Below are 25,113 nucleotides of genomic sequence, written 5' to 3'. Positions count from 1 at the left end.
TTCTCCTCGACGGAGTCAGTGGTGGAGTCGGCAACGCCTGAAATTCCGGGTCCGGGTGCGGGAATAGTCACCCGTCAACAATAGTCGCCGTCGACCCCCGACCGCACATTACGACGGCGCCGCTGGCTCCTAGTACCGAGAGGCAGCTTCGGGATGGGCGCCGAGTTCGGCGTCAACCTGACGGTGGATCCGGCGCTCAACAATAAAGGACAGCAGCGGAACCACCCCACCCAGCGCCATCAGCAGGAACTGTTTGAACGGCCAGCGCATCATCTGCCACAACCGGAAGTCGGCAATCAGGTACACCACGTACATCCACCCGTGCACGATCAGGACGGTGGTGGAAAAGTTGAATCCTGCGGCGGTATCCGAGAATTCCTTGTCGGTCAGCGAGAACAGCCCTTCTGGGCCACCGATCATGATGTGGGATTGCATCCCGTAGGCGGCAATCATCTCCACCACCACCAGAAGCAGCATGACGCCGGTGGCGTAGGCCAGGACCTTGTAGAACTTCACCGCCGAGAGGATCTGGGCGTGGGTGCCACCGAACCGCCGCGTGGTTTTCTTGGCGGTACCGGGACCGCCGCCTGCTGGTTGGTTGACGTCGGGGGTGCTCACTGTCGTACCTCATTCGTGGTTGATTCAAGCTCAAGGGCGGCCTCATCCTCTGCCGCCTCCAATGTGCGACGGTGATCGTCGGCTACCAGGCGCCACCAGAGAAAGAAGGCAAAGCCGGCGAAGACGAACCACTCGACCGCATAGAAAATGTTCAGCCAGTTCAGTGGCGTTTCCTGGGGCTGCGGGCCAACCAGAACCGCCTCCAGCGGTGACTCGGGGACCTGTTCCACACCGTTGACGGTCGTGGCTGATGACACGACGAACCCGGCGTAGATGGGCAGGTCCCAGCGGTTGGTCAGTTCCGCCGTCGCCAGCATGGGGATCTGCCCCGCCGCCGCTCGCTCAGCGACAGGGCCCTCAGCGGGCAGCAAACGCCCCACCACAACTCCGGGCCCCGCCAGATCGGGCACCTTGCTGGCCGCCGTGGCGTCCTGAACCCAGCCGTGGACCACGGGGATAACTGTTTCACCGCCGGAATTATCCGGGGAGGTGGGGGCGCCGTCGACGGCGAAGGCCGAGACCAGCCAGAATCCCTCCCGATCACCCTGGAGCCGGTTCTGGATCAGCACGGCGGTGCCGGCAACGAATTCGCCGTCCATGGAGACCATCTGGTCGGCGATCGGAGCAGTCATCGGGACACCCGGGCTGAAGACGTCCGTCAGCGGCTGCACCTGTTCTGTGGTGCTCGCTGGTGGCGGCGCGTCGCCAGTTGAGCTGGAGAATTGCCACTGGCTCAAAAGCACGAAGACCGCCGCAATCACCATGGCGAGGATCAGCGAAAGGATCCAACGGGGTTTCAGCGCGGTTTTGAGCACCCCTTAACGGTACTTCGTCACCCTGTAGAAAACCGAATGCCCGGGTAACCCAGCAGGAACACCCTCCGGCGGAACCCAGTGATTGGGAAATGTCTATCACTGGGCGCAAAAGACGCTAGGATGGTTGATCGTGCGCTCGTATCCCTATCCGGACCCCGGATCCCCAGACCTTCGATCCCCCTCCCGGTACCTGCTGTGGCTGGCATCGAAGCAGAAGGCCACCCTGTTCGCCGGGGTGCTGTTCGGCACCGTCTGGATGGTCGCCCAGGCGGTCATGCCCTATGTCCTGGGCCGGGCGATCGACGAAGGGGTGGTGGGGGGAAACGTCGACCGCCTGCTCCTCTGGGTGGGGGTCCTGATCGGTTTGACCATCCTGCAGGCAGTGGCCGGCACCCTTGAGCACCGCACTGCCATCAGCGGGTGGCTCCAGGCTGCTTTTCTCTCCATCCGGTTGATTGGGTACAAGATCACCCGCACCGGGGACGCGCTGCCGAGGAAACTTTCCACCGGCGAGGTGGTTTCGACCGCCGCATCGGATGCCACCCGGCTCGGCGAAATCTATGCAGTGTCGGCACGACTCGCCGGCTCGATCATGGCCTGGCTCGTGGTGTGTGTGCTCATCGCGCAGACATCCCTGCTGCTCGGGATCATTGTCCTCGTCGGCGTCCCCGTCTGTTGTGGCCTGCTCCTCTTCGTGGTTCGCCCCCTGCAGGCCCGCCAACGCGAGCAACGTGAGGCCTCAGGCAAGATGACCGCCGTCGGTGCCGACACCGTGGCAGGGCTGCGGGTACTGCGGGGGATCGGCGGCGAGCACATCTTCGTGAACCGCTACCGGGAACGGTCAGCCAAAACCAGGGACTCAGGAATCCGGGTTGCCTACTCGCTTGCCGATCTTGAAGCCTCCCAGGTGTTCATCGCGGGCGCCTTCAGTGTCCTGTTCACCTGGGTGGGCGCGAACCTGGCGTTGGCCGGTGAGATCGAACCGGGCCAGCTGGTGGCGCTCTATGGCTACTCGATCTTCCTGATGACGCCGATTCGCGCGGCAGCCGACAGCGTGGCCCGTTTCATCAGGGCCCATGTGGGCGCCCGGAAGATCATCGCCGTTCTCCTCGTCGACCCGGACGTAGCCGATCAGGTGACCGCCCTCCCCGGACCGCCGCCCGGGTCCCCCCTGCATGATGCGCGCACCGGCGTCGTCATCCACCCCGGACGGATGACAGCTGTCGTGTCGGTGGACACCGCGGCGTCGGCCGATCTGGCGACCAGGTTGGGCCGCTTCGAGGACGAGGTGCTTGAGCTCGCCGAGGTCCACTGGGGAGCCGAACCTCTGCACCACATCGCCTTGCAGGACATCCGCCGCCGGATCGTGGTCAGCGAGGCGAACCCACAGTTGTTCACCGGTTCCCTCCGCTCCCAACTGGATCCCCAGTCCAGGCATGACGACTCACGGATCCTCGCCGCCCTCGATGCCTCCAGCGCGCTGGACATCCTGGATGGCGTCGACGACGGCCTCGACCACGAAGTGACCGAGCGCGGCAGGGGCTTCTCCGGCGGCCAGCGCCAGCGCCTCGTCCTCACCCGGGCGCTCCTGACCGACGCCGAAACGCTGGTCCTGATCGAACCGACCAGCGCCGTCGATGCCCACACCGAGTCGCGGATTGCCGCCCGGCTCAAGGGCATCCGCGGTGGGCCTGATCAGACCACAGTGGTGGTCACCGCCAGCCCCCTCATGCTCGGCGTGATGGACCACGTGGTGTACCTCGAGGATGGGCACGTTGCCGCCGAAGGAACACACCAGGACCTGCTTTCCCGCCACCCCGCCTACCGAAACGTGGTTATCCGAAGTGAGTGAAACAGCAGTCGGCACCGACACCTCGGGAAAACTTCCTGTCGCTGAGCCCGCCCAGGTCCGCGCCGAAGCCGCGCGGCTGATCCGGCACCACCGCGGCGGCCTCTCCCGCGTCGTCGCCCTCTACGTCGGTTCCGCCATCGCCGGGCTGGTGGGCCCGGTCCTGCTCGGGCGGGTCGTTGACGCCGTCGTTGACGGAACCACCTCCGACTACATCGCCACCATCGCTCTGATTATGCTCGCGTTCCTGATTGTTCAGGCGGTCCTGCGGCGCCTCGCAGTCCGGGCCGGCATGGTCTTCGGCGAAACGGTCTTCGCCGAGCTGCGCGAGGACTTCATGGAACAGGTCACTTCGCTCCCCCTGTCGACGGTGGAAAAGGCGGGCACGGGTGATCTGGTCTCCCGTACCACCAACGACGTCGACGCCGTCTCCCACACCGTGCGCTTCGGCGTCCCGCAGGTGGTGGTGTCCATTGTCACCATCCTGCTCACCATTGGGGCAGCAGTCATCACCTCCCCGGTGTTGGCGTTGGCGCTGCTGGTGGGGCTCCCCGTGCTGTATCCGGTGACCCGGTGGTACCTCAAGCGCAGCTCGGCCGGCTATCAGAAGGAACGGGAAACCTACGCCGAGGTGAACGGGTCGATCACCGAAACCATCGAGGGCGCCCGCACCGTTGACGCCCTCGGACTCGGCGCGCTGCGCCGCGACCGCATCGACGGCGCCCTGAGTGGCAGCTACCGCGCAGAGCGGTACACCCTGTGGCTGCGCACGGTCCTCTTCCCGGCCGCGGATTTCGCCTTCTGGCTGCCCGTGGCCGGCGTGCTGCTCTGGGGCGGCTGGCTGGCGTCGCTGGACGTGGTCACTCCGGGTGTCGTGGCAACGGTCGCCCTGTTCGCGGTCCGCCTCATCGACCCGGTGGACCTGCTGATCATGTGGACCGACGAGATTCAGGTAGGTGCCGCGTCGCTGGCGCGCATCGTGGGAATCAAGGAGGTGCAGCCGGATCGGCACGCGACCGATCACGAACCACTCAACGAGGACATTCTGGTCTCCAAGGCGCGGTACGCCTACCGGCCCGGACACGATGTACTGCATGGCGTCGACCTTGAGCTTCGTCGCGGTGAGCGGCTGGTAATGGTTGGCCCCTCGGGTGCAGGCAAGTCGACCCTGGGCCGGCTAATCGCCGGAATTCACCCGCCCACCGCCGGAACGGTCACCGTCGGGGATGTGCCTCTCGTGGACCGTCCCCTCAACGCCCTGCGCCGCGAGGTGGCACTCGTCACCCAGGAGCACCACGTTTTTGTCGGCTCCCTGGCCGACAACATCAGGCTCGGCAAGGACAACGCGACGGACGCCGAGCTTGAGCAGGCGCTGGACGACGTTGGTGCGCTCGGCTGGGCCCGCGCCCTGCCGCTTGGCCTTGAGACCGAGGTGGGATCCGGTGCTCACGAACTCACGCCGGCCCAGGCGCAGGAGCTGGCGCTCGCGCGGCTGGTCCTCGCCGACCCGCACACCCTGGTGTTGGATGAGGCAACCTCGCTCATCGACCCGCAGGCGGCCCGTGACCTGGAGCGGTCGCTCAATGCCGTCCTGGAGGGCAGGACAGTCGTCGCCATCGCGCACCGGCTGCACACGGCGCACGACGCAGACCGCGTGGCGGTTGTCGAGGAGGGCAGGATCACCGAGCTGGGCTCGCACGACGAGCTGCTGGCCCTGGACGGCTCCTATGCGGCGCTGTGGATCTCCTGGCGCTCGGAATAGTTGTCAACTTAGGCTTGACGGAATAGTCCTGTAAATCTAGGCTTTACGCATGACCTTTCGATGGCGGACCCGTCTTATTCCTCTGGCCTGCCTTGCGACGGCGCTGGTTGTGGTGGCCGCGGCGGCGCCCCGCGCCCCGGCATCGTTCGACCACACCAGCGGGGACGGGAGGTTGGCCCAACTGGTGGATGGACACCGTCCGCCGCAAACCAGCCGACACGCGACCGCTGTCGTGGACCCCGATGGGCAGTCGTTTGCAGGGTTCGGCGCTGACGAAGTCTCCGAGTTTGAGATTGGGTCCATCAGCAAGATTTTCACCGGCATGCTGCTCGCCGATGCAGTGGACCGGGGCGAGGTGACGCTGGAGACCCAACTGGGCGAGATCCTGGAGCTGCGGGACGCACCTGTTGCGAAAGTGACGCTCCGGCAACTGGCAACCCACACCTCCGGGCTACCGCGCCTCCCCGCCGATCTGGGCTTCACCGTGCGGGCTGTGTTCACCAACTACACCGCCGGAAATCCCTACACCGACACCCGGGAAAACTTGCTGGAGCAGGCGCGCAACGCGGCCGTCGCCACCGGTGGCGAGTTCGGGTACTCGAATTTCGGAGCGGCACTCCTCGGTCAAGCGATTGCCGAGCGGGCAGGGCTCTCCTATGCCGATCTGCTCAGGGAGCGCATCACCGATCCTCTGGGGATGGCCAACACCTATGTCCCCTCCGGTCCAGACGAGCTCCAGCCGGAGGCGGTCCAGGGGTACGCGGCGACCGGAAAAGCGGCCGAAGCCTGGACCATGGGCGGCATGGCACCCGCCGGAGGGATCCGCTCCACCACGGCCGACCTCGCACTCCTTGCGGAGGCACTGCTGGACCGGACGGCCCCCGGCTCGGCATCCCTCGACCAGGTGAAGTCGGCGGCCGGTACCCCGATGGGCCTGGCGTGGTTTGTCGGCACGCCCGCCGATCCGGCACAGGACGCTTACCGCTCGCACAACGGGCAGACCGGCGGATTCGCCAGCATGCTGGTCCTGGACCTGGACGCCGAACGCGCCTCACTGGTGCTCAGCAACGTGTCGGGCTCCGTGGATGACCTCGGCGTCGCCCTCCTGGAAGGGAACAACTGATGCTCGACCTCTTTGCCCTCTGGTTCCCGCCGGCAATTGTCCTATGGATCAGCGGGTCGTATCTGTACTCAGTAGCGGTCAAAGGACGCCGCGAATCGGCGCTCGCCCTGGCCACCCATGCCATCGCCGTCGCCGGCTGGCTGGTTTTTGGCTCTGTCCTCACCCATTTCACCACCGTGCCGCCAGCCCTCTGGTATCTGGCCGCAGGCCTCCTGATCGCAGGGGTGGTCCTTCTGCTTACGCGCTGGCCCATTCTGCGGGACCGCTCTATCTCGGTCACCCGACGGGACTGGATGTCTTTCACCTTCGCTGTCGTGTGTACGGGCTGCATCCTGTTCGTTCGCCTAACATAATCATTGTGCCTTCCCCCAGTCCCTCACCTGATTCCTTGTCCTCCGGACAGGGCGGCGCTGCTGCGGAGGAGTCCACTCAGGCGACCAGCAAGACGCTGAGTGACGTCGAATCCCGCACCGCAATAGTGCGCGACCTGCTGGGTTATCAGCCGTTTGGGATGACCGCGCCGGACGCCCTGCGTGCCGTCGTCGATCTCAGAGCGGAAGTGGATCGGCTCCTCGCAGCGTCGGTCCAGCAGGCCAGACGGCATGGCACCACCTGGCAGGACATCGGATCCGTGTTGGGGATCAGCCGCCAGGCCGCCTTCCAGCGCTTCGGGCAGCCTGCCGGGCCCACCCCCTCGCCAGGGAAAATCCAGCGTCGCAGTATGGCAGCGCTGGTGACCCTCGCCGAACAGATCTTCGCCGAGTGCGCGGAGCAAGACTGGGCGACGGTCCGCGGTCACTTCAGCCCCCTGATGCTTGAGGCAGTCAGCGTCGAGGGCTTATCCTCGGTCTGGGCCGCGGTGGTGGATGCCGTCGGCGGCTACGAGCAGCCAGGCAGGGTGACAACGCGGAAAAACGGTGCCCTGCAGATCGTGGACCTCGAACTACTCTTCGAGGCGGGCGAGATGGCCGGCAGAATAGCGTTCGACAGCGACGGCAGGGTAGCCGGGATGCTGATCCTCGACCCGGGCATGCTGCCGGGCTAACTCACGCACCGTTTCGGTGAGCAACCCGGACCGGCGGGGTCAACCTAGGCCGGAGGGCGGGAAGTGTCGCCCTCCGATGTCCACTTTCCTCACCATCAGGGTGTGGTGGGCGACGACCGCGGCTCACCGGGCCGCGACAGCGGGCCTCCCCGGGCGGCGACGGGGCTCAGTGGTCGAAGAAGACGAGGGTCGAGTTGATCAGCTCGGCGATCACCTCGGTGTCATGGGCGCGACGGAGCGACTCCCTGAAGTTTTCCTTGAAGAGTGAGCGAGCCAGGGTGGCCAGCACCTCGAGGTGTTCGGAGAAGGATTGCGCCGGGGTGGCGATCAGCAGGATCAGCGTGGCCGGACCGTCGACGGCACCGAAATCGAGGCTATGACCGTACTTGGTGACCCCCACAGCAATACTGGTCTGGGTGACGAACTCGCTCCGCGCGTGGGGTAACCCGACCCCACCGGGCAGACCAGTGGCCATCTGGTGTTCCCGGGAATTGACCTGGGTCAGGAACCCTTCGAGCTGCGAGATCCGCCCATTTTCGAACAGCCGCGTGGCAAGCTGGGTTGCCGCCTCTTCCTTGCTGGCCGCGACCATTTCCAGGATCACCAAGTCAGGGGTGGTCAGTTTGGCGTCGTGATATTCAAGAGAACGTTCGGTCACAGTAGACCTCTCGCAGGTTGCGTTGGACAGGCGGCGCGGCGTCCGAACCGCTGTCCTAGCTTAGCGGCACAATATCTTCGACACCCATCCGGGCGCTGTCGGCCAGGATGTCATCGGGCTGCTCCTGGCTCAGCCGTTCGGCTTCCACCCGCGCGAGGTAGTGCTTGACCTCCCGGTCAACCTGCGCGTCACTCCACTCAAGGAAAGGTGCCATGAGGGCGGCGACGGCGGGCGCAGCCGATACCCCGCGGTCCCAGGATTCGATGGAAATCCTGGTGCGGCGGGTGAGCACATCATCAATATGCCGCGCGTTCTCGTGGGTGACCGCGTACACCACCTCGGCGCCGAGATAATCGTCCGCACCGGGCAGCGGCTCGCCGAGCGCGCGGTCCTCACGGATCAACGCCAGGATGTCCTCGGCGTGGCTTCCATAGCGCTGCAGGAGGTGCTCCACCCTGGCCACATGAACGCCCGAGCGTTCTGCCATTCTGGCCCGCTTGTTCCAGGCGGCCTTGTACCCCTCGGCCCCCAGCAGCGGAACGGTCTCGGTGCAGCTGGCGGGGACCCGTTCGTCGAGGGCCCGGGTGGCCTCATCGACCGCGTCCTTGGCCATGACCCGGTAGGTGGTCCACTTGCCACCAGCCACCACTACCAGGCCGGGAACGGGGTGCGCCACCACGTGCTCGCGGGAGAGTTTGGCGGTGGAGTCGCTCTCACCGGCCAGCAACGGGCGGAGACCGGCGTAGACGCCTTCGACGTCCTCCCGGGTGAGTGGGCGTCGCAGCACCTTGTTGACGTGCTCCAGGATGTAGTCGATGTCCTTGGAGGACGCTGCCGGGTGGGCCTTGTCCAGGTCCCAGTCAGTGTCGGTGGTCCCGATGATCCAGTGCCGCCCCCAGGGGATGACGAACAGAACCGACTTTTCGGTGCGCAGGATCAGGCCGACCGTGGACTGGAAGCGGTCCCGTGGCACCACCAGATGGATCCCCTTCGAGGCCCTGACCTTCATCTGGCCCCGGTCGGTCACCATCGCCTGTGTCTCGTCGGTCCAGACCCCCGTCGCGTTGATGACCTGTTTGGCACGGATATCGAACTGCTCGCCCGTTTCCTGGTCCTTCACGCGGGCGCCGACGACCCGCTCGCCCTCCCTGAGGAAGTCGACGACGGTCACCCGGTTGGCCACCTTGGCCCCGTAGTGCCCGGCGGTGCGCACCATGTTGACCACATACCGGGCGTCATCCACCAGGGCGTCGTAATAGCGGATCGAGCCCACCATGGCGTCGTCCTTCAGGCTGGGCGCTGCCCGCAGGGTGCCGCGGCGGGAGAGGTGCTTGTGCATGGGGACTCCCCGGGAATTGCCGGAGGTCATGCCCATGGTGTCGTAGAGCAGGATGCCTGCGCCGACGTACGGGCGTTCGAAGAAGCGCCGTGTCAGCGGGTAGAGGAACGGCACGGGGCGGACCAGGTGCGGGGCGATCCGCTGGATCAGGAGGCCACGTTCCTTCAACGCCTCCTGAACCAGGGCAAAGTCGAGCATCTCGAGGTACCGGAGGCCACCGTGGATCAGTTTCGAGGACCGCGACGACGTGCCTGAGGCCCAGTCCCGGGCCTCAACCATTCCCACGTCGAGTCCACGGGTCACGGCGTCGAGCGCTGACCCGGCACCGACGACGCCGCCGCCGACAATCAGGATGTCCAGTTCCTTCCCGGACTCCGAGGTGGCTTTCAACGCTGCAATCGCGTCTTCACGGTTCTTGGGGCTCAGTACACCTGATGACATGGCGGCGATCCTTCGTCGGGTTCGATACTACGTCCCCTAACCTTAGCAATCAGCCGTTGGAAAGGTAGGGGGAAAGCACTACTTCCACCCGCTGAAACTCCTTCAGATCCGAGTAGCCGGTGGTGGCCATGGCCCGGCGCAGGGCGCCGATGACGTTGGAAGTCCCGTTGGTGTGATGGGAAGGCCCCCACAGCACCTCCTTGAGCGGACCGACCGTGCCAATATTCACGCGGTCACCGCGGGGCAACTCATCGTGGTGGGCTTCCTGCCCCCAGTGCCAACCCTTGCCGGGGGCTTCCTCGGCCCGGGCGAGTGCGGAGCCAAGCATGACCGCGTCGGCACCCATGGCGATAGCCTTGACGATGTCACCGCTGGCACCCATCCCGCCGTCGGCGATCACGTGCACGTAGCGGCCGCCCGACTCATCCATGTAGTCCCGCCGGGCCGCTGCCACGTCAGAAATCGCCGAAGCCAGGGGCGAATGGATGCCCAGGGCGCGACGCGTCGTCGTCGTGGCTCCCCCACCGAACCCGACCAGCACGCCGGCTGCTCCGGTGCGCATCAGGTGCAGCGCTGGGGTGTACCCGGCGGCACCGCCAACAATCACAGGGACGTCGAGCTCATAGATGAACTGTTTGAGGTTCAGTGGCTGATCATTCTTGGAAACGTGCTCGGCCGAAACCGTGGTGCCGCGGATCACGAAAATGTCGACTCCGGCGGCGAGCACCGTTTTGTAGAACTCCTGGGTGCGCTGCGGTGTCAGGGACCCCGCCACGGTGACCCCCGCCTCCCGAATTTCAGCGAGCCTGCTGGTGATCAGGCCCTCCTGGATGGGAGCGCTGTAAATCTCCTGCATCCGGCGGGTGGCGGACGGGCTGAAGTTCTCGGTGCTCAGGCCGGCAATTTCGTCGAGGACGGGCTGAGGGTCCTCATACCGGGTCCACAAACCCTCAAGGTTGAGCACTCCGAGACCGCCGAGGCGACCCATCGCGATGACGGTCGCTGGCGACATGGCGGAATCCATCGGCGCCGCGATGACTGGCATCTCGAACTGGTAGGCATCGATCTGCCACTGCACCGATACGTCGTACGGGTCACGGGTGCGGCGGGACGGGACCACCGCCACGTCGTCGAGCGAATACGCCCTGCGTCCGCGCTTGCCTCGGCCAATTTCTATCTCGTTAGTCACTCCCCAAGGTTATCCCAGGGCGGCCTGCAAGGACTCCGCCGCGGTCTCCTCCGCCTCGGCGAGGCGCTCCAACTGCTCAGCGAGGGCAGCGAAGTGGTGGATCCGTGAGCCGACCGCGGGCCTCCGTGGCCCGGAGGTGATAAGTCTGCTTTCCTTTTCGGCGCCAAGGCGACTAGGGTTGATGGCGTCCCGGGACACAGGAGCCGGCACGGTCCTTGTCCATCGATCTCCACTACCGAAGGAAGTATCGACATGCAGGATTTGGAGCAGTGGCCCACGGGAAGGCTGTTGACCACCGCGGCGCGCCTCGTCGATCATGCCTGGAACGCGGGCCTGGTAGAGCTGGGCCTCACCCACGCTGGTTACACCGCGCTTGGCGTACTGGACGATCACGGTCCGATCAATCAGACACGGCTTGCCCAACTGATCCGTGTGCAGAACCAGACCATGGGCAAGACCATCGAGAAACTCCAGACCAACGGGTATGTCCAGCGCGTGCGCGGCGACTTGGATCAGCGGATCCAGATGGTTTCGGTCTCCGACGCCGGGAAGAGCGCACTGGCCAGCGCGCAGACCATTGAACAGTCACTGATTGTCGGCGGCGGGCTCCTGTCGGAGACGCTGCGCTCTGAGCTGCGAAACCTGATTGAAGTGCTGGGCTCGGGACGCACCGGCGCGCCCCAGACCGCCGGCTGACCACGCTGGCCTTTCAACGTAGACTGCCCTGTGCAAGGGAGTTTGAACTCAGTGGTTGAAAGGTACGGGCGATGGGCGACAAGAGCAGGCTTTCACCGGAGCAGTCATTTCCGGCAGACCTGGCACCCCTGGAGGACAGCCAGGTGGAGATTCTCAACAGCAAGGTCAACCGCCAGCTGGATCTCGAATACGTGGAGGATCAGGAAGTTGATCCTGAAACCGAGTCCCGCTTCGAGGAACTGAGGGCTGAGCTGGACTACCGGGCATCCGAGGACAGCGAGTCACCAGCTGATGGCCGGGACGCCCGTGAGTCATCGAATCAGGAGCCGAAGGACAAGACCCCGGCCTGAGTCATCAGCTCACGCCCCGGTGGCCGGGTTGGGATCGAGCCCCAACTGGCTTTCAAACATCCTGAAGTAGCGGCCCCGGAGATTCACTAACTCATCGTGAGTTCCGGACTCCGCCACCCGCCCCTCTTCGAGCATGTAGATGACGTCGGCCTTCTCGATGGTCGCGAGCCGATGGCTGATGGCAATGATGGTGTGGTCCTTGTCATCGAAGAGCCTGCTGAAAATCCTGTGTTCGGCCAGGGCATCAATTGCCGACGTCGGTTCGTCCATCACAATGAACGGAGCGCCGCGATAAAAGTTGCGGGCCATCGCCAGGCGTTGCCACTGCCCGCCGGACAGCCCGCTTCCCTTGCGCCCCCGGGGATCCTCCATCCAGTTACTGACGAAGCTTTCGAAGCCGTTCGGGAGGCTCTGGATGAAATCGTGGGCTTCAGCGTCGTGTGCCGCCCGCGCTATTCGGGCGTCGTCCCTGGGCAGAGACACATCGCCGAAGTAGATGTTGTTCGCGGCGGTTGCGAATTCATACTTGAGGAAATCCTGTGACATCACCGCCAGGTGCTGGTGCCAGGACCTGATATCGACGGTGGAGAGGTCTTTCCCGTCCACGAGCACCCGGCCAGACTCCGGTCGGTACAGCCCCGCGAGAATCCTGATGAGCGTTGACTTCCCTGCACCGTTTTCCCCCACGATGGCGATGTGCTGGCCGGCCCGAATGGTCAGGGAAACGCCCTTGAGGACTTGGGAACTCCCCCCGGTGTAGGTGTAGGTGATGTCCTCCATCCGCACCTCGGTGGGCGGCTGTGGGAGGGCTGCCCCGCCGCCGACCGCCGTCGGATACTTCATGAACTCCTCGTAGTCCTTGAGGTTCGCGAGGTCCTCATCGATGGAGCTGAGGGAGCTGACCAGAGCGTTGGCGGTGGTCAGGGCGCGGCTGACAATCTGCTGGATGTACAGAAACTGTCCCACGGGCTGGGCCCGGGCGATGATCTGCCCCACCACCCAGATGAGGGCCACCACCTCGGCACCGTACTGCAGGGCGTCGGCGAGCAGTTGTTTGGGGATATAGCGTTTCTGGAACTCAAGGCGGCGCAGTTCGTCGGCGTCGCGGAGCCGGGAACGCAGATCCATCAGGTACTTCACAATGCCGTACAGCCGCATCTCAGCGATGTGTTGCGGGCGGATCAGGTTCGTCTCGATTAGCCGGCGCTGCCGCCGTGAATCCACCTGGGTGTTCCAGTGGGCCATCTGCTCGCGGGAGAGCTTGAACTGCAGGTAGACGCTGGGAATGATCGCGATCAACACGATCAACGCCACCCACCAGCTGACCAGCAGTAGCGCTCCGATGGCCAGCACTACGGAGGCCAGTTGGGTGAAGATCGCAGCAATCCGGTCCAGGACGCGCGCATACGAATCGGAAAAACGTTTGGCGCGGTCGTAGAGGTCGACGGTGTCCTTGTCGTCATACCGCCAGAACTCAAGGGCCAGGAAGCGCTCGTACATCAGATCGCCCACCACGGCGCCCACCCGGAAACTCATCACCTGCTGGATATAGCGATCCACGCTGGTGAACGCTCCCCAGAGCAGTCCCAGGCCCGCGGTGATCAGCACATAGACCACAGCCCGCTGACCGGCGTCGGGATTCCCCGCATAGGCCTCGGCGAGGGCGGTAGTGGTCAGCGCGGCAAAGTAGGTGGTCACCAGCGGCAGGACCGCGGCGATCAGTGAGCCCAGCACCTTCATGACGACGGCGCCCGGTGAGGCTTTGAAACTCACCTTGAGGACTTGACCTACGGCCCGTGCGTAGGGCCCGAGCGAGAGCCTCGGCCGGGGACTGTGCGGAGGGCGAAGCTCACTATCGGTCATGGACTCCACCCGTCACAGGGTCCGCCCGCCATGGCGCACGAGGCCCTGGTCTACTTGGTGCCGTAGTTGGGTGCCTCAACGGTCATCTGGATGTCGTGGGGGTGGGATTCCTTCAAACCGGCGGAGGTGATGCGCACAAACTTGCCCTTCGCCTTCAACTCACCGATGGTGCGTGCACCGGTGTAGAACATGGTCTGGCGCAGCCCTCCCACCAGCTGATAGGCCACCGACGCGAGCGGGCCGCGGTAGGCAACCCGGCCTTCGACGCCCTCGGGGATCAACTTGTCGTCGCCGGTGACGTCCGCCTGGAAGTAGCGGTCCTTGGAGTAGGAAGTGTTCTTGCCCCGGGTCTGCATGGCGCCCAGCGACCCCATGCCGCGATACGTTTTGTACTGCTTGCCGTTGACGAAGATCAGTTCGCCGGGGGCCTCGGCGGAACCGGCCAGCAGGGACCCCAGCATGACGGTGTCCGCTCCGGCGACCAGAGCTTTGCCGATGTCACCTGAATACTGGAGACCGCCGTCGGCGATCACTGGTACACCGGCGGGAATCGCAGCCTTGGCCGACTCGTAGATCGCTGTCACCTGGGGTACGCCAACGCCAGCGACGACACGGGTGGTGCAGATGGAGCCTGGGCCGACCCCCACTTTAATGCCGTCCGCGCCGGCGTCAATCAGCGCCTGTGCACCCTCGCGGGTGGCAGCCTGGCCCCCGATGATGTCGACGTGGGCGAGGGACCGTTCGGCCTTGAGGCGGGCCACCATCTCAAGGACGCCCGCACTGTGGCCGTTGGCGGTATCGACGAAGAGTGCGTCGACACCTGCGTCAACCAGTGCCATGGCGCGTTCCCAGCCGTCGCCGAAGAAGCCGATCGCCGCTCCGACCCGCAGGCGTCCTTCATCGTCCTTGGTGGACAGGGGATACTGCTCGGCTTTTGTAAAGTCCTTAACAGTGATCAGTCCACGGAGAACACCGTCGGTATCGACCAGCGGGAGTTTCTCGATCTTGTTTTTGGCCAGCAGGCCAATCGCGTCTTCCCCACTGATTCCCACCTGCCCGGTGACGAGCGGCATGGGAGTCATCACGGCGCGGACCAGGCGGTGGGGCCATTCGTGTTCGGAGACGAACCGGGTGTCACGGTTCGTGACGATGCCGAGCAGCCGGCCGTCGTCGTCGACCACGGGCAGACCGGAGACCCGGTAGTGTCCGCACAGCTCGTCGAGTTCGGCCAGGGTGGCGTCGGGGCCGATGGTCACCGGGTGGGTGATCATGCCGGATTCGCTGCGCTTCACCCGGTCCACCTGCTCGGCCTGGTCCTGGATGGAGAGGTTGCGGTGGATGACCCCGAGGCCGCCCTGCCGTGCCATCGCAACGGCCATTCGCGCTTCGGTGACGGTGTCCATGGCCGAGGACAGCAAGGGAGTCTGGACGGTAATGCGCTTGGAGACGCGCGAGCTGGTGTCGGCTTCCGACGGAATCACGTCGGTGAGGCCGGGCAGGAGCAGTACGTCGTCGTACGTCAGCCCCACGAATCCGAAGGGGTCGTGGGTTTCGTCACGCTGGGACGGATGGCTCACTGCGTCGCCTCTTTCTCAGATGGTCTTTCGGTAGCAGCTGGCCGAGGGATGGTCGGACTGCCAGGCTCTAATCCTAAAACGATTGCAGGATGCACCCTATTCCGGGGGCGTGCGGTTGGACACACCTGAAGGCTAACGAAGCAGTCCGTCGATCTGTTGGGCGATCACCCGGTACAGGACGCTTGACGGTATTGGGGTCAGCTGGGTGCCCGCCTCGTCGCGTCCCAGTTGATAGTGCCCGGCGCTTCCCGCATTCACATACGTCGCCGGAACCGCTGTTTCGGGCGCGGGTTCAACGACCAGACGCCACGTGACCCAGGGCTGCTGCCACATATTGAGCAGTGGTTCATCCGCGCCGGCGGGGGGCGCCACCGTCTTGTCGAGGACCCGGGCACCCACCAGCTCGCCGTCAAGGGCCGTCATTGCCGACGCTACGTTCCAGGCCGGCGCAATCCCGATCCAGGCAGCGAGCGCCGGGTACAGGTGGTCCGCTGCCAGAAAGTCCACCTGATGCACGTCGGCGCGAGCGGACCCGCTGGTCATCGCCGCTGCTGACGGACCGGCCAACACCAGGCACCCCTCCGCACTGATCCAGACCTGAAAGTTCGAAGCCCGGCCCTGGTGTTGAGCTGACACCCGCACCGAGGCGAAGGACTCGCGCCAGGGTCCTGTCACCAGACGGCCCTGCGGCGTGAGTGTCCCCTTGCCGGTCATCAGTCCGGCCTCAACCAGCGGGGCGAGATCGGTTGACCTGCTCCCGGCGACGAGTCGGCCGAGTTTCCCCGCCTGGGATCCCGTTTCGAGCAGTTCGAGTGTTTCTGGAGTGATCAAGGGTCCCGCCGAGGCGTAGGGCTGCCGTCCGGCGATACCGGAGAGCTCCTCGAGCTGCTCCCCGGTATGGCGCGCCAGGAACTGGTCCATGCGCGGTTCTTTGTGTGGGTACTCGTTCATGATTCGCCTCGGAGGTGGAGGGTCCGTGCCACGTGGTCAAACAATGAGTCGACCGAGGTGAGCTGCGTGGTGGCGCAGGTGGCGGTGAGGTCAACCGCGTACCCCCGATGGGCGAAGGTCCACCGCTGCACGTGCAGCACCTGCTCGTTCAGCTGGTGGGTGTAGTCGATTTTCCGGCCCGGTCCGGACGGATGCTGCCAGATGTCACAGGCAATCAGGTGGGTGTGCTTCAACTCGCCCATGGCGGCAGCCATGGCGAAGGTGGACAGCTTGGCGATGCTTCCGTCATAGGCCTGACTTGTCACCACCAGAGAGGGTCTGAACAGCCCCCAGTGGGCGGGCGCCAGGACCACGAGGTCAACTCCCTCGACCTGGGAGGGCAGCCAATCCCTGGGTCGCTGGAAATCAAGGCACGCTGTCGTTTCGGGGACGAACTCGCTCATCGGGCTCCCGGTTTGGCTGGAAAAAGGTCGCTACTACCCTGTTTGGCCTTCACCCAGCGGGGGCGCATGAACGTCGGGAGCCAGGCGGTGCTCAGTAGCCACACCAAAATGCCTCCGATAGCCAGGGAGACCACGACGACGGTGAGGGGTCGGGGTGAATTGCTGTCGGCGAGCAGCACTGATAGTGGTGCGAGGCAGAACCCGATCCCGCCATAGAGCAGGCCAGGGCCCACGTAGCTGTCCACCTTGGGGATGAGGCCCGGCTGCAGCCACTTCCGCCAGCTGCCCCGGTAGGCGTTGATGCCGCACAGGATCATGATGAGGCCGGCAAGGAGACTGGCTAGTCCCACAGGGAGTTCCATACGTCCTTGATCCCTTCGCCGACCTGTTCGCCCACATTGCTGCCGATGATTCCGCCGCCGACCGCTCCTAGGATACCGCCAACGAGCGCGCCGGCCGCGGTGCCGGCCCCGGGGATCACTGAGCCGATCGCTGCGCCGAGTATCGCCCCGCCTTTGGCGCCGGCTAACGCTCCCGCCGCTCCTCCGGCGAGGGAGGCGCCGCCGACGATGACCAGGTCCTCTGTCACACTCGCCGCACGCTGGCCGTCGGTCCAGCCCGGGTGGTTAACCAGATCTTCGTTGTACTGGGAGGTGCCGTGCGACCACACGGTCATCCCGACGTCGACGACGAACAGTCCCCTCCCGGCGTTACGTGCCCAATCCGGCGGCGAGGTCACCCGGTCGGGGGTGGTCAGCTGCGGCGTGGACCGCCGGTAGTTCTCCCCGTCGATCGGTGGCCTGCCGACGTCGACTGTTGTACCCGTGCGGACCAGCACGCCTGACGGCGTCTGGGTCCACTTTTTGCCTTGGGCATCGATGTAGTCGTAGGGCATATCGTCCATGTGCAGCGGCCCGGTGGGCCGGATCGGTGGACCCAGTTCCAGGTCAAAGACCCGTGGGGAGCGGACCGTCTCGAGGGGGACCCGGACGTGGACCTGGGAGTGTTGGACCCGGTCTGCGATTTCGTTGACCGTTGAGGTGCCAATACCGAGCGTGTCAGCCCATCCCGGTGAGTACACCTGCCCGCTAGCGGCGCCCAGGGCGGCAATGCAGGTTGCTTCCGCCTCTTCGTAGTCGCGTGCCAGCTGATCCACGAGGATCTGGGTTTCCCGGTCGGCTGCGGCGGCCTCGTCACTGTCGTCCTCCGACCCAGACGTCTGTCCAGCGTCGAGCACCAGTGCGTTGTAGGTGGTTTTGAGTGTTCTGACAGTCGCAGCGAAATCGGTGAGGGCTGTCGCGATCAGCGCCGAGACGGTTTGGGTTTCCTCGGCGAACGCATCGACCGGGGTGAAGGCGGCCAGCACCTGGGCTGACTCGGGTGCGTGGTACACGGCCCCGAGTTCCGTCCACACGGTGCTGCAGTTGGCGGCAATCTCGTTGACGCGGGCTCCGGCGGTCTTGATCGACCCGGCCTCGGTGTCGAGGAGGTCAGAGTCGGCGAATGTGGGGACCCCGGCGAAGCTCACCGCGGTCATTCGGGCACCTGCGAGGCGCTGTGCTGAGAGGTGGCGGCCATCTCCAGATCGCCCTGGGCGTACCAGTTCACTGCCTGGATGGTTCCATTGCAGGCGTTGGTGGCCCGGACCGTTGCGTTGCTGATGAGCAACCCCACATACTCATCGTGCACCGACGCGAGGGCGGCGGCGATCCCGGCGCTGTTGCTGGCTGTTGCTGCCCCCTGAATAGCTGTGCTCATGTCGGCGCCCGCCACATGGAAGTCGAGCATCTCTTCGACCGTGCGGGCGACGATCCCCTGCGCCGATGCCGCGTCAATATCCCAAGCTGTCACAGCCGAATGTCCCCAATTTCGTTAGCCACGCGTTGTCCGTGCACCGTCTCGCAGCACTCCTGAAGCATGTCATGGACCTCCGCATCCCGCGATGGGGAGAACTGCCCACTCATGAACAGCACCCCCGGTCCGTGGACCGGGGGTGCTGTTGATGCCTGAATAGCCTTTTGAGGGGCTAGTGGCTGTGGCCCTCTTCATCGTCGGTCTCAGGCTTCTCGACCACCAGTGTTTCGGTGGTGAGAATCAGAGCCGCGATGGATGCCGCGTTCCGCAGGGCGGAGCGGGTGACCTTGACGGGGTCGATGATCCCGGCGTCGACCAGGTTCTCGTATTCGCCGGTGAGGGCGTTGAACCCGTGTCCTGGCTCAAGCTCCTCCACCCGGTGCACCACAACGTAGCCTTCGTGGCCAGCGTTTTCGGCGATCCAGCGCAGTGGCTGAGCCAGAGCGCGGCGGACCAGATTGATGGCAGTTGCCGCATCGCCTTCGAGGGCGAGGACCGATGCGTCGGTGTCCAGTGCCTTGGAGGCGTGGATCAGCGCAGCGCCACCGCCAGCAACGATGCCCTCGTCGAGAGCGGCACGTGTCGCTGACACGGCGTCCTCAATGCGGTGCTTCTTTTCCTTGAGCTCAACCTCAGTTGCTGCGCCGACCTTGATGACTCCGATGCCGCCGGCCAGCTTGGCCAGGCGTTCCTGAAGCTTCTCGCGGTCCCAATCGGAATCGGTGCGCTCAACCTCGGCGCGGATCTGGGCGACGCGGTCTGCAACATCGGATTCGCTGCCGATGCCGTCAACAATGGTGGTCGTGTCCTTGGTGACGGTGATCCGGCGTGCCGAACCCAACACTTCAAGACCCACCTGGTCCAGCTTGAGGCCGAGGTCAGGCGACACTACCTGGGCACCGGTCAGCGTGGCGATGTCCTGCAGCATGGCCTTGCGGCGGTCACCGAAGCCCGGCGCCTTGACGGCTACGACGTTCAGCGTGCCGCGGATCTTGTTCACCACGAGGGTGGACAGCGCTTCGCCGTCGATGTCCTCGGCGATGATGAACAGGGGCTTGCCTGCCTGCAGCGCCTTCTCCAGCAGCGGGAGGAATTCCTGCAGCGAAGAGATCTTGCCGGAGTTGATCAGGATGAGTGCGTCCTCGAGTACCGCTTCCTGGCGCTCGGCGTCAGTGATGAAGTAGGGGCTGAGGAAGCCCTTATCGAACTGCATGCCCTCGGTGAGGACCAGTTCGGTCTGCGTGCTGGAGGACTCTTCGATGGTGATGACGCCATCCTTGCCGACCTTCTCGAAAGCTTCAGCGATCAACTCGCCGACCTCTGAGCTCTGGGCTGAGATGGACGCAACGCTGGCGGTCTGCTGACCGACAACCTCGCGGGCGTTTTCCAGCAGGCGGGCGGCGACGGCCTCGATGGAGACCTCGATGCCGCGCTTGAGCTGCGACGGTGCGGCACCTGCGGCAACGTTGCGCAGGCCTTCGGTAACCAGTGCCTGCGCCAGAACGGTCGCGGTGGTGGTGCCGTCACCGGCAATGTCGTTGGTCTTGGTGGCCACTTCCTTGGCGAACTGGGCGCCAAGGTTCTCGAACGGGTCGTCCAGTTCGATTTCGCGGGCGATGGTCACGCCGTCGTTGGTGATCGTGGGGGCGCCCCACTTCTTGTCCAGCACGACGTTGCGGCCGCGGGGGCCGAGCGTCACCTTGACGGTGTCAGCCAACTTGTTGACTCCCGCTTCCAGTGCGCGGCGTGCAGCGTCATCAAACTTCAACTGCTTTGCCATGATGTGTTCCTCTTCCATTGTGCAAATCCTGCATGTGCAATACCTGGTACTGCTGGTGGTCTTGGCGCGTCTTCACGCACCGACGAGAGAACCCCGGCCTGTACGGCCGGGGTTCTCTCGGGAAAACTACTTAACGACGATCGCCAGCACGTCGCGGGCGGAGAGTACGAGGTACTCCTGACCGGCATGCTTGACTTCGGTTCCGCCGTACTTGGAGTAGATGACAATGTCGCCTTCGGCTACATCGACGGGGACGCGGTTTCCGTTATCGTCAACGCGGCCTGGGCCTACTGCCACAACTTCGCCCTCCTGGGGCTTTTCCTTGGCAGTATCCGGGATAACCAGACCCGAGGCAGTGGTCTGCTCGGCTTCCAGTGGGCGGACAACAATACGATCCTCAAGAGGCTTAATAGAGACCGGCACGCGGACCTCTCCTTCGCTTGGGTGACAAATGGAATTAAGGCCTTCGGTTGGCGTTGACCGTCGTCGCGGTGCCGGCTCACGCTTCCCTGAAGGAGTTGGCACCCTCATGGTGAGAGTGCCAAGTCTGACTTTATGCATTGGTTAGCACTCGGTCAAGGTGAGTGCCAGATTGCGCTGCGAGCGCAGGACGATTTCCGGCCCGGATGACTCAGGGATTCACATTGCGGATGATCGATGCCCTGCCTACCCCGGCGGAGATCCCGACGACGGCGGCAAGTGCCAGGACGAAATCTGCCTGCATGACCGGAGCCAGCATGAAGAACGCTCCAGCGGTGAGGCCAGCAAAGACAACGGCGAAGGCAACCACGTGGAGCAGCTGCTTGCGGACCTGACGGAGAATCAGGGCGAGGAGCAGCGCCACCGGTGATCCAACAAAGAGCGCAACAAGGAAGCTGACCATCACAATCAGGCCCCAGGCGGTCAGAGCCCAGGAGCCCGGGCTCGCAATCTCGTCGGCAACCGCCACGAGGAGGGTGACGACGGACCAGACACCGAAGGTCACTATCCATCCCTTGACGAAGGCATGCAGCCCCAGGACCACCCGGCCGCCGGCGAGTCCCGGCTTTTCCGCGCACCGGCGCTGCAGGAGGGCAGCGTTGTCGGGACGCTCATACCGGTGCTGGTCCTCCCCACTGTCCATGGTTGAACAATAGTCCTTCCGTCCTGCCCACCAGGGAGGGTGTTTCGGTGGGCATGCACGTTCATGCCCGCCGAAAGCCACCTCCCGGTGAGCAGGACGCGCTTCGACGCGGTTAGACTCCGCCCCGTAGACTGGGGAGCTGGCCATCAATGGCCCTCCCACCATCTTTCGAAAGCAGTTTCGTGACCCAGCAGGTACAGGCCTCCGCCCGGAGCCACAGCGGCATCGCCCAGGAGGCTTCCCGCCGTCGGACGTTCGCCGTCATTTCACACCCCGACGCCGGCAAGTCGACGCTGACCGAAGCGCTCGCCCTGCACGCCAGGGTGATTGGGACGGCTGGTGCCACCAACGGCAAGGAAAACCGCCGGGAAACGGTCTCCGACTGGATGCAGATGGAGAAGGACCGCGGCATTTCCATCAGTTCCACGGCCCTGCAGTTCTCCTACCGCGACACCGTCATCAACCTGTTGGACACTCCTGGCCACTCGGACTTCTCGGAGGACACCTACCGCGTGCTCGCCGCCGTCGACTGCGCGGTCATGCTCATTGACGCCGCCAAGGGCCTCGAGACGCAGACCATGAAACTCTTTGAGGTCTGCCGGCAACGCAACATCCCGATCATCACCGTCATCAACAAATGGGACCGGCCCGGGCTGGACACCCTCGCCCTGATGGATGAAATCACCGAACGCACCGGGCTGATCCCCATGCCCCTGACCTGGGCCGTCGGCATTGCCGGGGACTTCCGCGGCGTCTGGGACCTGCAGCGGGATGAGTTTGTCCGGTTCACCCGCAAGAATGCTGGCGCATCCCTCGCCATCGAGGAGCATCTCACCCCCGCCGAGGCACTGGCCCAGGAGGGCGACGCCTGGACCGACGCGCTCGATGAAGCCTCACTGGTGATCGAATCGAACCAACCGTTCGACAAGGAAAGCTTCCACGCCGGCACCGGCACCCCGGTCCTCTTTTCATCGGCTGTCCTGAACTTCGGGGTCCAGCACATCCTCGACACCCTGGTCGACCTGGCACCCGCAGCCGGACCGCGGAAGGACATCAACGGAGACGCCCGCCCGGTGGATGCTCCGTTCTCCGGCTTCGTGTTCAAGGTGCAGGCCGGCATGAACCGCGCCCACCGCGACCACGTGGCGTTCATCAGGGTGTGCTCGGGCGTCTTCGAGCGCGGCATGGTGGTCACCCACGCCAACTCCGGCAAGACTTTCGCCACCAAGTACGCCCAGCAGCTGTTCGGCCGCGAACGGGAAGTGATCGACGAGGCCTGGCCGGGCGACGTCGTCGGGCTGGTCAACGCGTCAGCCCTGCGCATGGGTGACAGCCTCTACGTCGAGGCACCGGTCGAGTTTCCCCCGATCCCGCTCTTCAGCCCCGAGCACTTCCGGGTGGCCCGCTCCAAGGACCCCAGCCGGTTCAAGCAGTTCCGGCGTGGGATCGAGCAGCTGGGCCACGAGGGCATCATCCAGGTGCTGCGCTCGGACCTCCGCGGCGATCAGGCGCCGGTTCTGGCGGCCGTGGGTCCGATGCAGTTCGAGGTGGTCGCTGACCGGATGGAACACGACTTCAGCGCACCCATGCGGATGGAACCCCTCCAGTACTCGCTGGCACGCCTCACCACCCATGACGCGCAGGCGGCGCTGAGCGCCATCCGCGGCACCGAGGTGCTGATCCGGTCCGACGGCGAGTACCTCGCCCTGTTCAATGACATCTGGGCACTCCGCCGGGTGGAGAAGAACTCGCCGGAGATCACCCTGAGCACCATCGGCACTGACGCCGGGGACGCCCGGGGCTACTGAGATGGCCGACGACGGCGCGTCCACCAGCCCTGATCCAATCGCACCCCTGCTGACGCCTACCGGCTGGGAGCTCCTTAACTCGCTGGAGCCCTACAACGAGGCAGACTCCCTCCGGCTGGGCACCGCCTTGCGGAGGGCCGGGCACGATCCGGTGGTGATCTCGGCGGCGCTCACGCAGTCCCGGCTCCGGGCCAAGGCGGAGACGAAGTTTGGGCCGTTCGCTGCCCGCATGCTGTTTACCGCTGCGGGCCTGGAACAGGCCACCCGCCTCGGAGTGGCTGCCCGCCACGCCGAACGGTATGTCACAGCTGGCCTGACGCGGGTCGCCGATCTGGGCTGCGGGATCGGTGCGGACGCTATTGCTCTGGCGAGCCTCGACCGCGAGGTGACCGCTGTGGAGATTGATGAAACCACCGCCGCCGCCGCGACCATGAACCTGATGCCCTGGCCCAATGCAACAGTGGTGGGCGGCGACGCTGAATCCTTCGACCTCACCGGGTATGACGGCGTCTGGTTGGATCCGGCCCGCCGGACCACCTCCACCTCGGGCACCACCCGGCTCTTCGACCCCGAGGCGTTCTCCCCTCCCCTGTCGTTTGTCGAGAGGCTGGCCGACAATGGCACCCCGGTCGGCGTGAAGCTTGGCCCGGGGATCCCGCACGCCGCCGTGCCGGCTGGCTGCGAGGCGCAGTGGGTGTCGGTGGACGGCGACGTCACCGAGGTGACCCTCTGGTTCAACTCCCTCAAACGACCTGACGTGCGCCGTTCCGCGCTCGTCATCAGCTCCCACGGGGCCGCCGAGCTCACCAGTGCAGCCGATTTCGACGACGAAACCCGCCCACCGATCGGCGCCCCGGAGGGGTACCTGTACGAACCCGATGGGGCGGTGATCCGCGCGGGCCTGGTGGCCGACGTCGCACACCAGGTGGGCGGGCATCTGCTGGACCCGCGGATCGCCTATATTTGCGCGCCGGACCTGCAGGACACGCCCTTCGCCCGCGCCTACAGGGTAATCCAGGTGATGCCGTACAACGTCAAGGCCCTGAAGACCTGGGTGCGCGAGAACGGGATCGGGGTGCTCGACATCAAGAAGCGGGGAACGTCGGTGACGCCGGAGGAACTGCGCCGTCAACTGCTGGCTGGGTCGGGCAAGAACCGGAAGACCTCTGCGAAGAAGAAGGCCACGCTGGTGCTGACCCGGATCGGCGAGGACCGGGTGGCGATCGTCGTCGAGCCGGTGGCCGGCTAGCACCTCCCTTTCGCCGATTGGTGGGCATGCGCTGCACTGGAACTGCCCGACGTCGGAGCCCGCCACGGGCGCTGATGGAGCGCTGGCCCGAGGAAAAGTGTCGGTGCCGGCTGGAAGAGTCAGGCCATGGAAGCGAACACTCCCCGTATCGATATCATCTTGCGAACGTTCCTCGAGGACGTCAGTATGGGCCGGAGCCACTATGTCGGCGCCCGGTACTACCGGGTGATGGCACACCTGTACCGTTATCTCGAATCGGTTGACGCCACCGAGGTGCTGGGCCCCGAATCCGGAACCCTACTCGCCGCTGAGCGTGAAATACACCCCCGCGGAGCTTTTCTTCGGCTGTTCACCGCGCATGACCTGGTCCACTGCCTGCCCGGCTTCCTCGCGAGCCGGTGGCTGATGAAAGATCCTACTGATGTGCGCACCCAGATCAGCCTCACCGACCGGCTACTGCATTGGGTTCGGCACCGCTACCCGGACGACATGTACTACTGCAAGGGCGGAATCCACGCATGCACTGTGGCGATCGAACGCGCCCGGGCCGAGCGACGCTGACGCCCGATGTCTTCCGCTA

The 25,113-nt window shown here is 65.0% G+C and carries 26 protein-coding genes; 10 read left to right on the top strand and 16 right to left on the bottom strand.

The genetic code is table 11. The features are described 5' to 3' along the window. Positions 1-129: 129 nt before the first annotated feature. Both IWX62_RS04845 and IWX62_RS04840 read right to left on the bottom strand, forming a co-directional pair. Positions 130-618, bottom strand: coding sequence for a DUF3817 domain-containing protein (locus tag IWX62_RS04845; RefSeq protein ID WP_196840248.1), 489 nt, complete (start codon positions 616-618; stop codon positions 130-132). Continuing rightward, positions 615-1,433, bottom strand: coding sequence for an SURF1 family protein (locus tag IWX62_RS04840; RefSeq protein WP_196840247.1), 819 nt, complete (start codon positions 1,431-1,433; stop codon positions 615-617). Before IWX62_RS04840 ends, IWX62_RS04845 begins: the two co-directional genes overlap by 4 nt. Positions 1,434-1,563: 130 nt before the next feature. Here IWX62_RS04840 and IWX62_RS04835 point away from each other — a divergent pair, with 130 nt between their 5' ends. The 5 genes from IWX62_RS04835 to IWX62_RS04815 are packed head-to-tail and all read left to right on the top strand — an operon-like array spanning position 1,564 to position 7,212. Then, positions 1,564-3,285 (top strand): ABC transporter ATP-binding protein, encoded by a 1,722-nt coding sequence (locus tag IWX62_RS04835; RefSeq protein WP_196840246.1) that lies wholly within the window; start codon positions 1,564-1,566, stop codon positions 3,283-3,285. Continuing rightward, positions 3,200-5,044 carry an ABC transporter ATP-binding protein gene (locus IWX62_RS04830; RefSeq protein WP_442859237.1) on the top strand — a complete coding sequence of 615 codons (1,845 nt, stop codon included), beginning with the start codon at positions 3,200-3,202 and terminating at the stop codon, positions 5,042-5,044. Before IWX62_RS04835 ends, IWX62_RS04830 begins: the two co-directional genes overlap by 86 nt. A gap of 49 nt (positions 5,045-5,093) precedes the next feature. Then, complete coding sequence (locus tag IWX62_RS04825) at positions 5,094-6,167, top strand: serine hydrolase domain-containing protein (RefSeq protein WP_196840244.1); 1,074 nt, start codon at positions 5,094-5,096, stop codon at positions 6,165-6,167. Next, positions 6,167-6,520 carry a hypothetical protein gene (locus IWX62_RS04820; RefSeq protein WP_196840243.1) on the top strand — a complete coding sequence of 118 codons (354 nt, stop codon included), beginning with the start codon at positions 6,167-6,169 and terminating at the stop codon, positions 6,518-6,520. Before IWX62_RS04825 ends, IWX62_RS04820 begins: the two co-directional genes overlap by 1 nt. A 5-nt stretch (positions 6,521-6,525) precedes the next feature. After that, on the top strand, positions 6,526-7,212 hold the full coding sequence (locus IWX62_RS04815) for a DUF3887 domain-containing protein (RefSeq protein ID WP_196840242.1): 687 nt from the start codon (positions 6,526-6,528) through the stop codon (positions 7,210-7,212). 166 nt (positions 7,213-7,378) lie between these two features. On the opposite strand, the gene IWX62_RS04810 is transcribed toward IWX62_RS04815, so the two are convergent. From IWX62_RS04810 to IWX62_RS04795, 4 genes are read right to left on the bottom strand one after another with little or no spacing between them, the layout of a single operon-like run. Continuing rightward, the gene (locus IWX62_RS04810; protein ID WP_196840241.1) at positions 7,379-7,870 is read right to left on the bottom strand and encodes a PTS sugar transporter subunit IIA; all 492 of its coding nucleotides are present in this window, start codon (positions 7,868-7,870) and stop codon (positions 7,379-7,381) included. 55 nt (positions 7,871-7,925) lie between these two features. Further along, positions 7,926-9,650: a glycerol-3-phosphate dehydrogenase/oxidase gene (locus IWX62_RS04805; protein WP_196840240.1), complete on the bottom strand. Its 1,725-nt coding sequence runs from the start codon at positions 9,648-9,650 to the stop codon at positions 7,926-7,928. Between the two features lie 49 nt (positions 9,651-9,699). Beyond that, the gene (locus tag IWX62_RS04800) at positions 9,700-10,839 is read right to left on the bottom strand and encodes a GuaB3 family IMP dehydrogenase-related protein (RefSeq protein ID WP_196840239.1); all 1,140 of its coding nucleotides are present in this window, start codon (positions 10,837-10,839) and stop codon (positions 9,700-9,702) included. A 9-nt stretch (positions 10,840-10,848) separates the two neighbouring features. Beyond that, positions 10,849-11,049: a hypothetical protein gene (locus IWX62_RS04795; protein ID WP_196840238.1), complete on the bottom strand. Its 201-nt coding sequence runs from the start codon at positions 11,047-11,049 to the stop codon at positions 10,849-10,851. 42 nt (positions 11,050-11,091) lie between these two features. Between IWX62_RS04795 and IWX62_RS04790 the strand changes: the two genes are divergently transcribed. Together IWX62_RS04790 and IWX62_RS04785 are read left to right on the top strand one after the other, a co-directional pair. Continuing rightward, complete coding sequence (locus IWX62_RS04790) at positions 11,092-11,535, top strand: MarR family winged helix-turn-helix transcriptional regulator (protein WP_196840237.1); 444 nt, start codon at positions 11,092-11,094, stop codon at positions 11,533-11,535. 71 nt (positions 11,536-11,606) lie between these two features. Continuing rightward, the gene (locus IWX62_RS04785; protein WP_196840236.1) at positions 11,607-11,885 is read left to right on the top strand and encodes a hypothetical protein; all 279 of its coding nucleotides are present in this window, start codon (positions 11,607-11,609) and stop codon (positions 11,883-11,885) included. A 9-nt stretch (positions 11,886-11,894) separates the two neighbouring features. Here IWX62_RS04785 and IWX62_RS04780 read toward each other — a convergent pair whose 3' ends face one another. The 10 genes from IWX62_RS04780 to IWX62_RS04735 all read right to left on the bottom strand — a co-directional run bounded on the left by IWX62_RS04780 (position 11,895) and on the right by IWX62_RS04735 (position 21,476). Next, a complete protein-coding gene (locus IWX62_RS04780; protein ID WP_196840235.1) occupies positions 11,895-13,748 on the bottom strand; it encodes an ABC transporter ATP-binding protein in 1,854 nt (617 codons plus the stop codon). Positions 13,749-13,798: 50 nt separating this feature from the next. After that, complete coding sequence (gene guaB, locus IWX62_RS04775) at positions 13,799-15,325, bottom strand: IMP dehydrogenase (protein WP_196840234.1); 1,527 nt, start codon at positions 15,323-15,325, stop codon at positions 13,799-13,801. 132 nt (positions 15,326-15,457) lie between these two features. Beyond that, complete coding sequence (locus IWX62_RS04770) at positions 15,458-16,276, bottom strand: hypothetical protein (RefSeq protein WP_196840233.1); 819 nt, start codon at positions 16,274-16,276, stop codon at positions 15,458-15,460. Continuing rightward, positions 16,273-16,719, bottom strand: coding sequence for a hypothetical protein (locus IWX62_RS04765; protein WP_196840232.1), 447 nt, complete (start codon positions 16,717-16,719; stop codon positions 16,273-16,275). The genes IWX62_RS04770 and IWX62_RS04765 overlap by 4 nt, the downstream gene beginning before the upstream one ends. After that, complete coding sequence (locus tag IWX62_RS04760; RefSeq protein WP_196840231.1) at positions 16,716-17,081, bottom strand: hypothetical protein; 366 nt, start codon at positions 17,079-17,081, stop codon at positions 16,716-16,718. Before IWX62_RS04760 ends, IWX62_RS04765 begins: the two co-directional genes overlap by 4 nt. After that, positions 17,060-18,256, bottom strand: a complete 1,197-nt coding sequence (locus tag IWX62_RS04755; protein ID WP_196840230.1) for a hypothetical protein — start codon at positions 18,254-18,256, stop codon at positions 17,060-17,062. Before IWX62_RS04755 ends, IWX62_RS04760 begins: the two co-directional genes overlap by 22 nt. Next, entirely contained in the window at positions 18,253-18,570 is a 318-nt protein-coding gene (locus IWX62_RS04750) for a DUF6507 family protein (protein ID WP_196840229.1), read from the bottom strand. The genes IWX62_RS04755 and IWX62_RS04750 overlap by 4 nt, the downstream gene beginning before the upstream one ends. 175 nt (positions 18,571-18,745) lie before the next feature. Next, on the bottom strand, positions 18,746-20,353 hold the full coding sequence (gene groL, locus IWX62_RS04745; RefSeq protein ID WP_196840228.1) for a chaperonin GroEL: 1,608 nt from the start codon (positions 20,351-20,353) through the stop codon (positions 18,746-18,748). 126 nt (positions 20,354-20,479) lie between these two features. Beyond that, positions 20,480-20,776 (bottom strand): co-chaperone GroES, encoded by a 297-nt coding sequence (gene groES / locus IWX62_RS04740; protein WP_196840227.1) that lies wholly within the window; start codon positions 20,774-20,776, stop codon positions 20,480-20,482. A 208-nt stretch (positions 20,777-20,984) separates the two neighbouring features. After that, positions 20,985-21,476 (bottom strand): hypothetical protein, encoded by a 492-nt coding sequence (locus IWX62_RS04735; protein ID WP_196840226.1) that lies wholly within the window; start codon positions 21,474-21,476, stop codon positions 20,985-20,987. Between the two features lie 149 nt (positions 21,477-21,625). On the opposite strand from IWX62_RS04735, the gene IWX62_RS04730 reads away from it, so the two are divergent. The 3 genes from IWX62_RS04730 to IWX62_RS04720 all read left to right on the top strand — a co-directional run bounded on the left by IWX62_RS04730 (position 21,626) and on the right by IWX62_RS04720 (position 25,094). Continuing rightward, on the top strand, positions 21,626-23,284 hold the full coding sequence (locus IWX62_RS04730; RefSeq protein WP_442859236.1) for a peptide chain release factor 3: 1,659 nt from the start codon (positions 21,626-21,628) through the stop codon (positions 23,282-23,284). A 1-nt stretch (position 23,285) separates the two neighbouring features. Continuing rightward, positions 23,286-24,533: a class I SAM-dependent methyltransferase gene (locus IWX62_RS04725; protein ID WP_196840224.1), complete on the top strand. Its 1,248-nt coding sequence runs from the start codon at positions 23,286-23,288 to the stop codon at positions 24,531-24,533. A gap of 126 nt (positions 24,534-24,659) precedes the next feature. Next, complete coding sequence (locus IWX62_RS04720; protein WP_196840223.1) at positions 24,660-25,094, top strand: hypothetical protein; 435 nt, start codon at positions 24,660-24,662, stop codon at positions 25,092-25,094. Positions 25,095-25,113: the final 19 nt, after the last annotated feature.

This window comes from Arthrobacter sp. CAN_A1, from assembly GCF_015751665.1.
GTDB lineage: Bacteria > Actinomycetota > Actinomycetes > Actinomycetales > Micrococcaceae > Arthrobacter_D.
This window is presented reverse-complemented; position numbering and strand designations above follow the sequence as displayed.